Source organism: Streptomyces sp. NPDC047880 (genome assembly GCF_040706515.1).
Taxonomy (GTDB): Bacteria; Actinomycetota; Actinomycetes; order Streptomycetales; family Streptomycetaceae; genus Streptomyces.
On the sequence record NZ_JBEZOK010000026.1, the window covers coordinates 76,332 to 89,672 of the forward strand.

A 13,341-nucleotide genomic window follows, 5' to 3' on the forward strand; every position below is an offset into this window, starting at 1 on the left:
GCCTGTATCCGCCGGTGTCTCTGACGCGTCCCCGTGCTGGGCGCCGCTCTGAATGTCCTCCCACGGCTCCCCCCGGCAGCCACAGCGGTCGAGTAGCCCCGCTCCGTAGTGCGGCCTCGTCGCGCACACCGGGCGCCTACCTCTGCAGGCCCCAAGTGCCCTTCATGCGGGGCTGGCCACCATCGCCCGGGCTGCAACCAAAAACACTGATCGTACTGCTGGGTAGCAGCTTCAGGCGGCATGTCTCTCGAACGGGGAGGGACGCCTGGCCCGACCGCCGGCGCGGCGACTAGGAAAGCAGGCAGACCCACTTGCTGGCAGCCAACGTTTCCCAGCAAGGCACTCGACCCGTGCTCCCGAAGGAGGGAACGATCATGACCGTCGTCATCCCCGAGGCATCAACGGTGACGCCGCCCCCAGACGGACGGTGCATCACCACCGCTCCCACAGCTCTCGCCTCCGGACCCGCCCCAGTCTCCGGGCAGCAACTCCGCACCATGAACGATTCGTATTGCGGCGTCACGACCCTGTTGGTCGAGGCCGGGATCGGCTTACACAAGCTCCTCAAACGCGATGGCGGCTCGGACCTCAAGCTCGCTTACATGCTTCTCCAAGAGTTCGTGATCCGGCCCGTGGACGAACGCGCATCGGATGAGGCCGAGGACGAGGCGATCGCGTGAACACCACCGACATCGACCTCGACACGCTTCCTCCGGACACCCTCGTCGCCGAGAACGGCCGGATCACCCCGATCGGGGAGCTGATCATTGCGAAAACGGCCCAGGAACTGGCCGACGTCTGCCGCCAGGCTAACGACCCTCAGGCCGCCCTCCAGATGGTCCTGGAACTCATCCCCAAGCACATGGCGGAGATCGCCAGCCGGCGCACCAACGTCGCCCCCAGCCCGCTGCGCGCCGCCCTCACCGGCCTTGTCGGGTGCGAGTGTCTGGAGCGACGCCCCGGCCGCGACCCACTGACCGGCGATCGGATGGATGGCCAGCCAGACACCGACGACACCTGGTCCGACCGCCTGCCGTGCACCCAGCAGCATGGCCACAGCGGCAACCACCGTGACGCCCTTGGGCGGAACTGGCGACGAGCGGAGATTTCGGCATGACGATCCTCACTCGTGAGCGCCTCTTTCCTGTGTCGCTCCACGTGCGCCAGGGGGATGCCCAGCAGGCGAAGGCCGTCATGCTGCACCGGGACGGGGACCGCTTCATCGCCGCCTACGACCCCCAGCGGGCCTCTCTCGACACGGCAGCCGTGCTCACCCGGGCCCTCCTCTCCTCCGAGCGCATCACCATCTCCGAGGTAATCCTCGAAGGCCACGACCCTGACCTGACGGCCTTGTACCGTGCTGCCTCGAAGCTGCTCCTAGACGTAGAGTTCGCCAGTGGGCCTCGGGTCACGGAACCCGCGGTGAGGGTGCTCAGCCAGGACCCGATGCAGGCGACGTACTTCATCCCCGAGGACTGGGACCTGTCCGACGCCCTCGACAGGCTGCCCGCCGCGTTCGCCGACGCCCGGCCGGAGGTGGCCCGACACATCAAGCGGATCGAGCAGGCGAAGAAGGACTCTGGCGGAAAGATCGACCATGCCCTCGACGTGATTGCCGTGCTGGTTCTGGAGACCGACGATCCGGTCGGCGTCTGGGACGAAGTGCTGCAGCTACTCCACCAGGTCCGCGCCGAACGGACGACGTCCACCGCCCCGGCCACTGCGGCCTGAACTTCCATGCAGACGGCCCGGAACCGACGGTTCCACCACTGGTTCCGGGCCGCAAGGCCATGCGGCTCGTACAGCCGGGCGCACCTACGAGGCGGCCGGGCCTCATTCACCAACGGGGGCGGCAATCCGACCGATCGTGTCCGTGGCCTCTGCCATGCTTGGCCCACACCACCGGTAGTGAGAGAGCAGGGCCGAGTTGAGCATCCTGGGTAACTTCGTCTGGTCGATCGCTGATCAATTGCGAGGCGTCTACAGGCCGCACCAGTACGGCGGCATCATCCTCCCCTTCACGATCCTGCGACGCTTGGACTGCCTGCTCGAGCCCACCCGCGACGATGTCCGCGCCCTGTCCGAGAGGTTCGACGGTGGCGCCTTGGACGTCCAGGTCAAGCGCAAGACCGGCCTGACCTTCTACAACACCTCGCAGTACGACTTCGCCCGGCTGCTTGAGGACCCCGAGGGCCTGCGCGCCAACCTGATCGACTACATCTCGCACTTCTCCGGCAACATCGATGTCTTCGAGCGCTTCGGCTTTGAAGCCGAGATCAACAGGCTCGAAGAGAAGAATCGGCTATACCTCATCGTCGCGAGGTTCGCAGAGGTCGATCTGCACCCGGACACCGTCCCGAACGCGGCGATGGGTGACCTGTACGAGCACCTGATCTACAAGTTCGCGGAAGCCTCCAACGAGGAGGCCGGCGAGCACTACACACCACGCGACGCCATCCGTCTCATGGTCGACCTGTTGTTCGCGGAGGAAAACGAGGCCCTACTGGAGCCCGGCACCATCCGCACGATCTACGACCCCACCGCCGGCACGGGCGGCATGCTCTCAGTGGCCGAAGAGCGCCTACTGGAGCGCAACAAGCAGGCACGCCTGCGCCTGTACGGGCAGGAGATCAACGACCTGTCCTACGCAATCTGCAAGTCCGACATGATCGGCAAAGGGCAGGATGTCGGCAACATCCGGCTCGGAGACACCCTGGCCGACGACAAGTTCTTCGACAAGACCTTCGACTTCTGCATGTCCAACCCGCCCTACGGAGTGGATTGGAAGGCTTCGGAAGCTGCCGTCAAGGAAGAGCGCAAGAAGGACGGCCCCAGCGGCCGCTTCGGCCCTGGCCTGCCGCCAGTCTCGGACGGCCAGATGCTCTTCCTGACGCACCTGGCCCACAAGATGCGCCCCGCGCATGAGGGCGGGGGCCGCGCCGGCATCGTCTTGAACGGCTCCCCGCTGTTCACCGGCGCCCCTGAGTCCGGCCCGTCGGAGATCCGCCGGTGGCTGTTGGAGAACGACCTAGTGGACGCAATCATCGCGTTGCCCACCGACATGTTCTTCAACACCCCCATCGCCACATACATCTGGCTGCTGGACAATTCCAAACGCAGCGAACGGCGAGGCAAGGTTCAGCTGATCGACGCGACCAGCATGTGGACCAAGATGCGGAAGGGAATGGGCTCCAAGCGCAAGGAGATCGACCCGGCTGCACGCGAGCGGATCGTGAAGTTGTACGACGCCTTCACCGAGACAGAGCACTCCAAGATCCTGAAGAACTCCGACTTCGGATACTGGACGATCACCGTCGAGCGCCCTCTGCGGCTGAACTTCTCCGCCTCCCGAGCGGCCAAGCTGGATGACAAGGGGCTAGCTAAGGCATTCGGCAAGGGGACCGACCCTGCGCCGTTCCTGGCCGTGCTGGCGGACATGGGCGAGCAGACATACCTGAGCCAGGAGAAATTCGTCGAGGCAGTCCGCGAGCAGTTCGCGGCGGCCGGGCTGAAGATGACCCCTGCCCAGTATCGCCACCTCGCCATAGCACTCGGTGAACCTGACGACTCAGCGGAGGCTGTCACAGACACCAAGGGCAACTTCGAGCCGGACAGCGCCAAGCGGGACACGGAGAACGTTCCGTTCACCTACGGCGGTAACACGCTCGGCAATGCAGGCATGATCCAGACGGTCAAGGCGTACTTCGACACCGAGGTGGCCCCGCACGTGCCGGATGCCTGGATCGACACGAAGAAGACGAAGGTCGGCTACGAGATCCCGTTCGCCCGACTTTTCTACACGTACACCCCGCCGCGCCCGCTGGCAGAAATTGACCGAGCCCTGGAAGCCCAGATCGCCAAGATCATGGGGCTACTGCGGGAGGTCGAGGCATGACCGCGACGCAGGGCATCCGGTTGAAGTACCTGTACTCCCCTTCGGGAGAGGCCAATCACCCTAACGAAGAAGTCCTCTCGGTGTACCGAGATCACGGAGTGATCCCCAAGTCATCTCGGTCCGACAACTTCAACAAGACCCCTGAGAACGTTGAGCGCTATCTCCTCGTCCGGCCCGGTGACCTCGTCGTCAACAGGATGAAGGCTTGGCAGGGATCCCTTGGCGTCTCGGACTACCGCGGGATCGTCAGCGGAGACTACGAAGTCCTCCGCCCCATTTCAGACTCTGTTTCCGGCCGGTACATGCACTACGCGCTCCGATCACGCCACATGGTCGGGGAGTACAGGGTTCGTTCGACCGGGATCAGGCCCTCCCAGTGGCGGCTTTACTGGGACAAGATGGGCGACATCCGTATCACCCTTCCCCCTCTGGAGGGACAAGAGCGGATCGCCGACTACCTCGATCATGAAACCGCACAGATTGACACCTTGATCACCGAGCAACTGCGGCTCGTCGAGATGCTCCGGGAGCGACGCCAGGCGGTGATCGACCACGCATTCGCCACACTCCCAGGAGAGCGGATCCAACTCCGAAGGTTTATCAGGTTTCTGACTAGTGGATCACGCGGATGGGGTGAGTACTACGCAGATTCTGGTGACGTGTTCGTCCGGATTGGAAATCTGCCGAGAGGCTCCCTTTCTCTGGGCGGCGAGGTGCAGCATGTAAACCTTCCCCCAACCGTCCATGAGGGGCAGCGCACGAAACTGAGGATAGGCGATCTCCTATTTTCGATCACTGCCTATATTGGCTCGGTCGCAGTTGTTGATCAGGAATGGGCCGACTCCTACGTCAGCCAGCATGTCGCCCTCTGTCGGATCAACCAATCCGTCCTGGACCCTCACTTCACTGGTTACTTCATGCTCACCACCGAAGGGCAGGACCAGCTCTCCGAAGGCGCGTTCGGTGGAACCAAGGTTCAACTTGCGCTTGACGATATCCGAGCGCTCCGCATCCCTGTGCCTACTCGGGAAGTGCAGCGACAGATCGCCGAGCACCTTGATCGAGAGACTTCCCGGATCGACACCCTTATCGCCGAGTCCGAGCGGCTGGTCGAACTCTCTCAGGAGCGGCGCGCTGCCCTCATCACTGCGGCCGTGACCGGACAGATCGACATCAGTCAGGAGAGCTGATGAGCCAACACAGCGAGGCCAAGTTCGAGGAGGAGCTGTGCGAGTACCTGGCCGCACATGGTTGGCTGTACTCCACGAACGACACCGGCTATGACCGTGAGCGTGCGCTGTTCCCAGCGGACTTCTTCGAATGGCTGAAGAAGACGCAGCCCGACGAGCTGGCCAAGGTCGTCAAGGCGGGAGCTGCGGACGAGACCAAGCAACGTGATCAGCTGCTCGACCGGCTGGTGAAGTTACTGGCCATCGACATGGAAAACGGTGGCGGCACGCTCAATGTGCTGCGTCACGGATTCAAGCACCTTTCGGCCAAGTTCCGCATGTGCCAGTTCAAGCCCGAATCGACTCTGAACGCTAAGACTGTGGCGGACTACGAGAAGGTCCGCCTACGCGTGATGCGGCAGGTCCATTTCTCGACGGCTGACCAGCGAAGCGTGGACTTGGTGTTCTTCATCAACGGGCTACCGGTGGCCACGGCCGAGCTTAAGACTGACTTCACGCAGACGGTCGAGGACGCCAAGCAGCAGTACAAGACCAGCCGGCAGCCGAAGGACCCAGGCAGCAAACACATCCAGCCGCTGCTCACCGCCGGGCGTGGCGCGCTGGTGCACTTCGCGGTCTCCAATGACGAGGTCTGGATGACCACGAAGCTGGCCGGAGAGAAAACGTTCTTCCTGCCGTTCAACCGAGGCACCGAAGACGGTGGGGCCGGCAACCCACTCAACCCGCATGGGTCGCCGTCGTCCTACCTGTGGGAGCGGGTGCTGCAGCGGGATGCGTGGCTGAACATCTTCGGCCGGTTCATGTACATCAAGCACGACCGGCACACCGATCCGATCTCCGGCAAGATGACGCGGTCGGCGACTCTGCGCTTTCCGCGGTTCCACCAGTGGGAGGCCGTCACCCAGGTGACCGACGCGGTCATCGAGGAGGGTGCCGGCCACCGGTACCTGGTCCAGCACTCGGCGGGCTCAGGCAAGACCGACTCGATCTCGTGGCTGGCCCACCGCCTGGCCCGCCTTCAGGTGGACAACACAAAGGTCTTCGACTCGGTCATCGTGGTCACCGACCGCACCGTGCTCGACGGGCAGTTGCAGGACGCGATCAAACAGATCGACAACGACCAGGGCATCGTGATGGCCATCGACCGAAGGGAGGCCGCCCGATCGGGCTCCTCCAAGTCGGGGATGCTGGCCAAGGCTCTTGCCGACGGCAAGCTGATCATCGTCGTCACGATCCAGACCTTCCCGTTCGCCATGGCCGAGATCCGACAGTCCAAGGGCCTGAAGGGCAAGAAGTTCGCCGTCATCGCCGACGAGGCGCACTCCTCCCAGTCCGGTCAGGTCGCCGCCAAGCTCAAGGCCATATTGACCTCCGAAGAGTTGAAGGAGATCGAGGAAGGCGGTGAGATCGACGTCGAGTCGATCCTGGCGGCCGAAGCCTCCGAGCGGGCCACCAGCGAGAACATCTCCTACTTCGCGTTCACCGCCACACCCAAGAACAAGACGTTGGAGTTGTTCGGCCGGGTACCTGATGGCAAGGATGACGTGCCTCCACAGGCGTTCCACGTGTACTCGATGAGGCAGGCCATCGAGGAGGGCTTCATCCTGGACGTCCTCCAGGGCTACCACTCTTTCAAACTGGCCTTCCAGGTCGGTCAGAACGCTGCCGCTGGCGACGCGGAGGTCGACCAGAGCGAGGCGACCAAGCAGGTCATGCGGTGGGTGAAACTCAACCCGCAGACCATCGCGCAGAAGGCCGCGATCGTCGTCGAGCACTTCCGCTCCAACGTCGCGCACCTGCTGGACGGACACGCCAAGGCAATGGTCGTAGCCGACTCCCGCAAGGGCGCCGTGCGCTTCAAACTGGCTATCGACCAGTACATAGCCAAGAAGGGCCTGGGCTACGGCACCCTGGTGGCGTTCTCCGGCAAGGTCGACGATGCCGAGTCCGGCCCGGAGGATTTCACCGAAGCCTCGATGAACCCGGGCATACACGACCTGCGCTCCGCATTCAGAGGCGACGAGTACAAGGTCATGATCGTCGCCAACAAGTTCCAGACCGGCTTCGACCAGCCGCTGCTGTGTGCCATGTACGTCGACAGACTGCTGTCGGGCGTGACGGCGGTACAGACACTTTCGCGCCTCAACCGCACCTACGTCACCCCGTCGGGCGTTCAGAAGACCTCGGCGATGACGCAGGTCGTGGACTTCGTGAACGACCCGGGCAAGATCCAGCAGGCGTTCGAGCCGTACTACACCGACGCGCATCTGGAGCAGTGCACCGACCCGAATTTGGTGCACGACCTCTCCGCCAAGCTGGACACCTTCGGGATATACACGCCGACCGAGATCGACCAGTGCGCCGAAGCGTTCGTGAGGAACAAGGGCAACAACGCCCTGACGGCCGCGGTGAACCCCGGAAAGCAGCGGTTCCAGAACCGGTACACCACCGCCCTTGCCGCGAACGGCGGCCAGGGAGACAAGGCCGCGCTGGAAGAGCTCGACATGTTCCGCAAGGACGTTGGCACGTTCGTGCGTCTGTACGACTTCATGAGCCAGATCGTCGACTACGGCGATGCGGACCTGGAGAAGCGCAGCATCTACTTGCGGCTGCTGGCCCGCAGGATCCAGCCCGACAACTTCACCGCCCCGATTGACCTGTCCGACGTCGTGTTGCAGAACGTCAAGCACATAGACAAGGGCAAGACCGACATCGTCCTGGGCGGGGAGGACATCGCGCTCAAAGGCATGACGGCCGCAGGGTCGGCAGGCAAAAAGGACCCGAAGCTGGTCGCGTTCCAGACTGTCCTGGAACGGCTCAATGATCTCTTCGGCAACGAAGACTTCACCTCCTCTCAGAAGGTGTCCTTCCTCGAGGCTCTGCTGGGCTCCCTCCTGGAGGACGCGGATCTGGTGCAGCAGGCGAAGGTCAATAGCCCGACGCAGTTCGCCGAGTCGCCAGACTTCGACGACGCCGTCACGGGTGCGGTCGCGGACAACCAGGGCGCACACAACAAGATGAGCGATTATTTCTTCACCAGTACGCCGGGTCGAACGCAACTCGTCGCCGAGATCGCCAAGTGGTTCTACGCTGTTGTTGTCGATCAAGCGGCTGAGGCCAGTGAGGCCACAGAGTCGACCCAGCGGTGACGCGGTGCCGGTCTCGTAGTCCCAGGCCGGGCAGTGCTCCGCCGACCACCCGCACAGTTTGGCGATGCCATGGCTGGCGCACCCAGCGATCGCCCGACCTGTGGTCCGGGGAATACGCCCTGTGGCTTGGGCTTGGTGTGGGAGGTGGCGAAGCCTCCCACACCAAGCCCAGCACTTCTCACCGCAGCGAGTGCGCGACGAAGGCGCTACCACTCGTCGATATCGCCGTACTTCCCTGGGTTCTTGGCACGGTCCATAGCCTGGGCGCATGCCTTCGGGAAGGCGTGCTCCACAGCCGCCTTGTCGGCGCCCCGCACCTGGGCCTCGACCTCCTGGCCTGGCCGGCGGGTGGTGTGCCAGCGCACCGGTAGGTCCGTGTAGAGGTCGGTTTCAAACTCCCAAGCTGGCGTGGACCATTGCTCGTCGCAGCCGATGTTGAGCCGTTCGCCGCCGGGCAGGAACAAGGCGTGAGCATGGTGGACGAGCCGACGGTCGGGCACCCGGTCGCGGACGGCCCGCATGCGGCTGAGGTCCTCCTGCTCCCACTTCCGCCGGTCCCATTCCTCGACCTCCGCAGAGTGGTCGGGATGGTCGGTGCCCCACTGTGAGGCCACGGTCTCGGCGTGCTCGCGGTGCGTGAACGGGATACGACGGTTGCCCAGGTGGGCGACGTACACCGTCGACTCCGTTGCCGCAGCACTCTGGCTCGGGCCAGGCACCGAACTTCCGGGTGTCGGTTGGGTCGGGCGGGGGCCCGTGCCCCACAGCAGGCCGCCGACCTTCGCCGCCGTCTGCTGTAGCACCTGGCCGGTGAGGTGCTGGTACCGGCTGCGCATCCGTGCGGACTTGCCGGGCTCCCAGCCCATGATCCTGTCGACGACCGCTTCGGGAACGCCGAGGATGAGCAGCACCGTGGCGGCGGTGTGACGGGCGTCGTGGAGGCGTCCGTCACGGACGTTCGCCGACTTCAACAGGTCCTTCCACTTGTGGAAGTCGGTGTTGGGGTTTAGCGGCTCGCCGATCGGCGAGGTGAACACGTAACCCTTCTCCTCCCACAGGTCACGGGCGAGCGTTCGTTCTCGCTCCTGTTCCTCCTTGTGCAGCCGCAGCAACTTGAGCAGCTCCTCGGGTATGCCGATAGGGCGCTTGCCGGCGCGGGTCTTGGTGTCCTTCGTCTCGCGCCGGATGCTGATCTTCTGCGGGCAGTAACCAGGCTTGCGTCCGCACTTGTCGCCGCAGCCGTGCTTGTATCGGGGCCGCAGGCGCCCTCGGCGTACGAGGATCACACCGTTTTCGAAGTCGACGTCCTCCCACTTCAGCCCGAGGGCTTCGCCTTGGCGCAGGCCGAGCGCGAGTGCGATGACCCAGCGGGCGGTGTTGCGCTGCTTGCCTGCTTCGAGGAGGAGGCGCTGGACCTCCTCGACCGTGTACGGCTCGACCTCCTCCTCTTCGAGCTTCGGGGCCTTGGCGATGGAGGCCGGGTTGATGGTGAGGTGGCGGCGGCGGACGGCCTCGTTGAGCGCGGTGCGGACCGTGCGGTGCGCCTGGTGGGCGGTGCCGGCGGCGCTGCCGCTGGCCTGCATCTTGCGGTAGAAGCGCTCCAGGTGCTCCGGCTCGAGCTTCTCCAGGCGGTGTGCGCCCAGGCCGGGAATGAGGTGGTGGTATACCGCCACGCGGTAGCCGTCGATGGTGTTCTCGGCGACGCTCGGGGCGGCGATGTTCTCCACCCAGTGGGTCAGCCAGGTCTGGACCGTCCAGGTCTGGCCAGCCTTGGGAACACCGGTGGAGTCGCGCTGCTTCTCCAGCTCGCGCACAACCTTGGTGACCTCGGCACGCGTCTTGCGGCTGACGTGGCGGCGGTCAGGGGTGCCGTCGTCCTTAACACCGACGGTGACGCGGCCGTGCCAGCGTCCGTCCTTGCCGAGGTAGATGGACGAGGCGCCGTTGGGCTGGCGGGACGTGCTGGGCTTCTTGGGCTTTGCCATGCGCGCCCGCCTCAGGCCGCGGCGTCGAAGTCCGAGGCCCGAAAACGACGGGCTAGGAACTCACCGACCGCCTCGGCGGGTATGCGGCGCAGGCTGCCGATCTTGACGGAACGTATCTCCCCGGAGGAGATGTACTCGTACAGCTTGGTGCGGCCGATGCCGATCCGGCGGGCGGCCTCGGTGACGGTGAGGGCGACCAGGGTTGTGTCGCCGGCGGTTCGCCGCTCGGCCATCAGGGTGCGCAGGGCGTCTTCGGGGACGTCCAGGAGCTGGGCTATCTGGGATATGGGCAGGGCGGGCTGCGACAAGGTGTCTCCTCCCCCGGCATTGCGGCGTCGCGGGAGCGGCAACTCCCGTCGGCCTGGCCGGTGGTGTCGTTCAGGGATGGATGGGTGATCGTCGGCGACGGGGGTCGCCGCGTAGGGGTTTTCTCGGCGTTCGTAGCGCCGTGGGTGGGGCAACGGCCGACTACTCGTCGGCGGGCGGCTGCTCCTGGTTTCGCCGGTGTGCCTGGGAAGGGTGCAGGCTTCTCATCGCGGCTCGTTCTTCGAGCCGGAGGAGTTCGTCGACCTGTCCTCTCTGCTCGGGCCCCTTGTCCCCGTAGGCGTCGAGTTCCATCTGGATCTCGTGCAGGTGCATCTGGTTCCGGTCGATCGCCGCTCGCAGTTGGCGGTACTCCCGCGTCATCTGAACGTACTCATGGGCGAGCTGGCGGATGCGGGGCGTGGCCAACTCTCCTGGCGGTCCGGTCAGGTCCTGCATGGTGATGTCGAAGACCTTGCAGAAGCCGAGCGCCTCGTCGAGGTTAACCCTGCGACGGGGTTTGCCGCTCTCGATGCGCCAGATCGCCGACTGGTTAATCGGATGGCCGACAGCGGCCATCTCCTCGGCGAGCTTCACCGTGCTCCAACCGCGGGCCTCGCGCTCCAGCTTGATGCGTGCGGCGGCGTGATCCTCCGGCATCGGACGACCCGGGCCGGCGCGCTCCGCACCTTCCTCACCGCTCATTCGCACCTCCCTTCACACGGCAACCGGGTCCACTGGAGCGAGCGTCCACAACTAAACATCATTGCGGAGTGAAATGCAAGGCGTTGCGCTTCCGAAAAATTGGGCTATGGTCATAGTCCGCCGTACAGCGGTGGACGGACCCGCACACGCAAGCGGCCCCGGTGCTACGAACACCGGGGCCGAGGTAGAGGCTCCACCGCACAACCATCCATCCCTGAACGATCGAAACCGGCACCGGCCGGGGTTGCCGCCCCATAGTGGCCTGCCGGGTGAGGAGCTCTATGCCTCAGGGTACGACCCTGCCGCCCCAGATGCCATCCCGCTTCGACGAGGCCCCTGCGCCGATGGAGCCTCCCTTCAATGTGGACGCCGAGCGCGCGGTCCTCGGCGCCTGCATGCACAAATCCGACATAATCGACGCGGTCCGGCCCATCCTTGGCGAGGACGCCTTCTACCGGCCCGCGCACGAGACGATCTGGCGCGCGCTCCTCGCCCAGCACCGCGAGGACAGGCCGACCGACCCGATCGTCCTCAGCGAACTGCTCCAGCAGCAAGGGGACCTGCAGCGCGTCGGTGGCCGTCCCTACCTGCACCAGCTCGCCGACGTGCACTACGGCACCGGCGGCGCGGAGCACCACGCGGAGATCATCCGTGAGAAGGCCAACCTCCGCCGCCTGCTCGCCTCCGCGATCCACACCGTCCAGCGTGCCCAGGAACCGGGCGCCGACCCCGAGGCGATACGCAGCGAGGTCGAAGCGGAGATGCGGGCCGAGCGCGAGCGGGCCCTCGCCTCGGGCCAGGGCCGACTGAACCGCTTCGCCACCGACGGGTGGTCCTTCGTCAAGGAGACCGGCGCGGACGCCGAGCCCCTGTGGGGCACCCGGGACAAGACCGTCTGGGCGCCGGGCGAGAGCCTGATGATCGTGGGCGCACCCGGTGTCGGCAAGACCACCCTGGCCCACCAGGTGATCTTCGCCCGCCTCGGCCTGCAGGAGACCGTCCTGGAGATGCCGGTCGCCGCCAGTAGGCGGGTGCTCTATCTGGCCATGGACCGGCCCAAGCAGATCGCCAAGGCCATGGCCCGCCGCGTCTTCGACACCGACGAGGCGATCCTGCGTGAGCGGCTCGTCGTCTGGGAAGGGCCACTGCCCGCCACCCTCGACAAGGAGCCCGACCTCCTCGCCGACCTCGCCGCCGCCCACCAGGCCGACACCATCGTGATCGACAGCCTCAAGGACGCGGTGAGCACGATGGTCGACGACAGCCTCGCGGTCGCCTTCCACAACGCCCGCATGCGCGCCCTGCGAGGCGGCGTGGAGATCCTGGAGCTGCACCACCAGCGCAAGGCGACCGCCGACGCCCCGCGCGGCCAGCGCCCCAGCCTGGACCAGGTCTACGGCTCCACCTGGATCACCGCCGGCGCGGGCAGCGTCCTCTTCGTCACCGGCCGGGCGGGCGACCCGGCGGTCACCCTGCACCACCTCAAGACCCCCACCGGTGAGGTTGGCCCGCTGGACGTCACCCACAACCACAAGCGCGGCACCACCACGGTCGACCCGACCAAAGATCCCGCCGTCCTGCTGCGCAACGCGCCAGGCGGCATGACCGCCCGCGACCTGGCGGCCATCTTGATCGGCGGCGACCCCGAGCGCGCCGACGTCGAAAAGGCACGGCGCCACCTGGCTCGCCTGGTCGACAGCGGCCTGGCCACCAGGGCCGACGGCGTCGCCGGAGGAGCCGGAGGCGGGCAGCAGACCCGCTACTACGCCTCCTCCCGCCACCTCACCGCCGTCGGCTGAGTCCCGCCACCGGCCAACGCGGAGCGTTCACGCGACCGTACACGCGGCCCTCACGCGCACACCCCGCCGTTAACCGTTCACAGCGTCCACGCTCACCGCAAAACCGCAGGTAGAGCGATCACGCGAGCGTCCACGCCGTACACGTGCCCAGGCGATCACGCGCGGGGCCCCCTTTAGAAGGGGGCCCGCGTGAACGCCCCCTCCGTGAACGCCGCTCACTCCCACCCCCGCAAGCCTCACTCTCGCCCCGGAGCCCACGCCCTTGCACTCCCCTGCCCCGAGCGCCCCGGCAGCCATACGCGGCAGCCGCGCCGG

General features: G+C 65.6%; 10 protein-coding genes. 7 read left to right on the plus strand and 3 right to left on the minus strand.

The features are described 5' to 3' along the window. The first annotated feature begins 374 nt into the window (after positions 1 to 374). From AB0937_RS30985 to AB0937_RS31010, 6 genes are all read left to right on the plus strand, one after another. Positions 375 to 680, plus strand: a complete 306-nt coding sequence (locus AB0937_RS30985) for a hypothetical protein (RefSeq protein ID WP_366716286.1) — start codon at positions 375 to 377, stop codon at positions 678 to 680. Continuing rightward, complete coding sequence (locus AB0937_RS30990; protein WP_366716288.1) at positions 677 to 1,117, plus strand: hypothetical protein; 441 nt, start codon at positions 677 to 679, stop codon at positions 1,115 to 1,117. Before AB0937_RS30985 ends, AB0937_RS30990 begins: the two co-directional genes overlap by 4 nt. Continuing rightward, entirely contained in the window at positions 1,114 to 1,731 is a 618-nt protein-coding gene (locus AB0937_RS30995) for a hypothetical protein (RefSeq protein WP_366716290.1), read from the plus strand. Before AB0937_RS30990 ends, AB0937_RS30995 begins: the two co-directional genes overlap by 4 nt. A 196-nt stretch (positions 1,732 to 1,927) precedes the next feature. Then, the gene (locus tag AB0937_RS31000) at positions 1,928 to 3,895 is read left to right on the plus strand and encodes a class I SAM-dependent DNA methyltransferase (protein WP_366716292.1); all 1,968 of its coding nucleotides are present in this window, start codon (positions 1,928 to 1,930) and stop codon (positions 3,893 to 3,895) included. Further along, a complete protein-coding gene (locus tag AB0937_RS31005) occupies positions 3,892 to 5,085 on the plus strand; it encodes a restriction endonuclease subunit S (protein ID WP_366716294.1) in 1,194 nt (397 codons plus the stop codon). Before AB0937_RS31000 ends, AB0937_RS31005 begins: the two co-directional genes overlap by 4 nt. Then, complete coding sequence (locus tag AB0937_RS31010; RefSeq protein WP_366716296.1) at positions 5,085 to 8,234, plus strand: type I restriction endonuclease; 3,150 nt, start codon at positions 5,085 to 5,087, stop codon at positions 8,232 to 8,234. The genes AB0937_RS31005 and AB0937_RS31010 overlap by 1 nt, the downstream gene beginning before the upstream one ends. Before the next feature lie 206 nt (positions 8,235 to 8,440). On the opposite strand, the gene AB0937_RS31015 is transcribed toward AB0937_RS31010, so the two are convergent. The 3 genes from AB0937_RS31015 to AB0937_RS31025 all read right to left on the minus strand — a co-directional run bounded on the left by AB0937_RS31015 (position 8,441) and on the right by AB0937_RS31025 (position 11,227). After that, the gene (locus tag AB0937_RS31015) at positions 8,441 to 10,219 is read right to left on the minus strand and encodes a site-specific integrase (protein ID WP_366716298.1); all 1,779 of its coding nucleotides are present in this window, start codon (positions 10,217 to 10,219) and stop codon (positions 8,441 to 8,443) included. 11 nt (positions 10,220 to 10,230) lie between these two features. Further along, positions 10,231 to 10,527: a helix-turn-helix domain-containing protein gene (locus tag AB0937_RS31020; RefSeq protein WP_366716300.1), complete on the minus strand. Its 297-nt coding sequence runs from the start codon at positions 10,525 to 10,527 to the stop codon at positions 10,231 to 10,233. Positions 10,528 to 10,687: 160 nt separating this feature from the next. Beyond that, on the minus strand, positions 10,688 to 11,227 hold the full coding sequence (locus AB0937_RS31025; RefSeq protein WP_366716302.1) for a helix-turn-helix transcriptional regulator: 540 nt from the start codon (positions 11,225 to 11,227) through the stop codon (positions 10,688 to 10,690). A 281-nt stretch (positions 11,228 to 11,508) separates the two neighbouring features. On the opposite strand from AB0937_RS31025, the gene AB0937_RS31030 reads away from it, so the two are divergent. Continuing rightward, positions 11,509 to 13,026, plus strand: coding sequence for a DnaB-like helicase N-terminal domain-containing protein (locus tag AB0937_RS31030; protein ID WP_366716304.1), 1,518 nt, complete (start codon positions 11,509 to 11,511; stop codon positions 13,024 to 13,026). Positions 13,027 to 13,341: the final 315 nt, after the last annotated feature.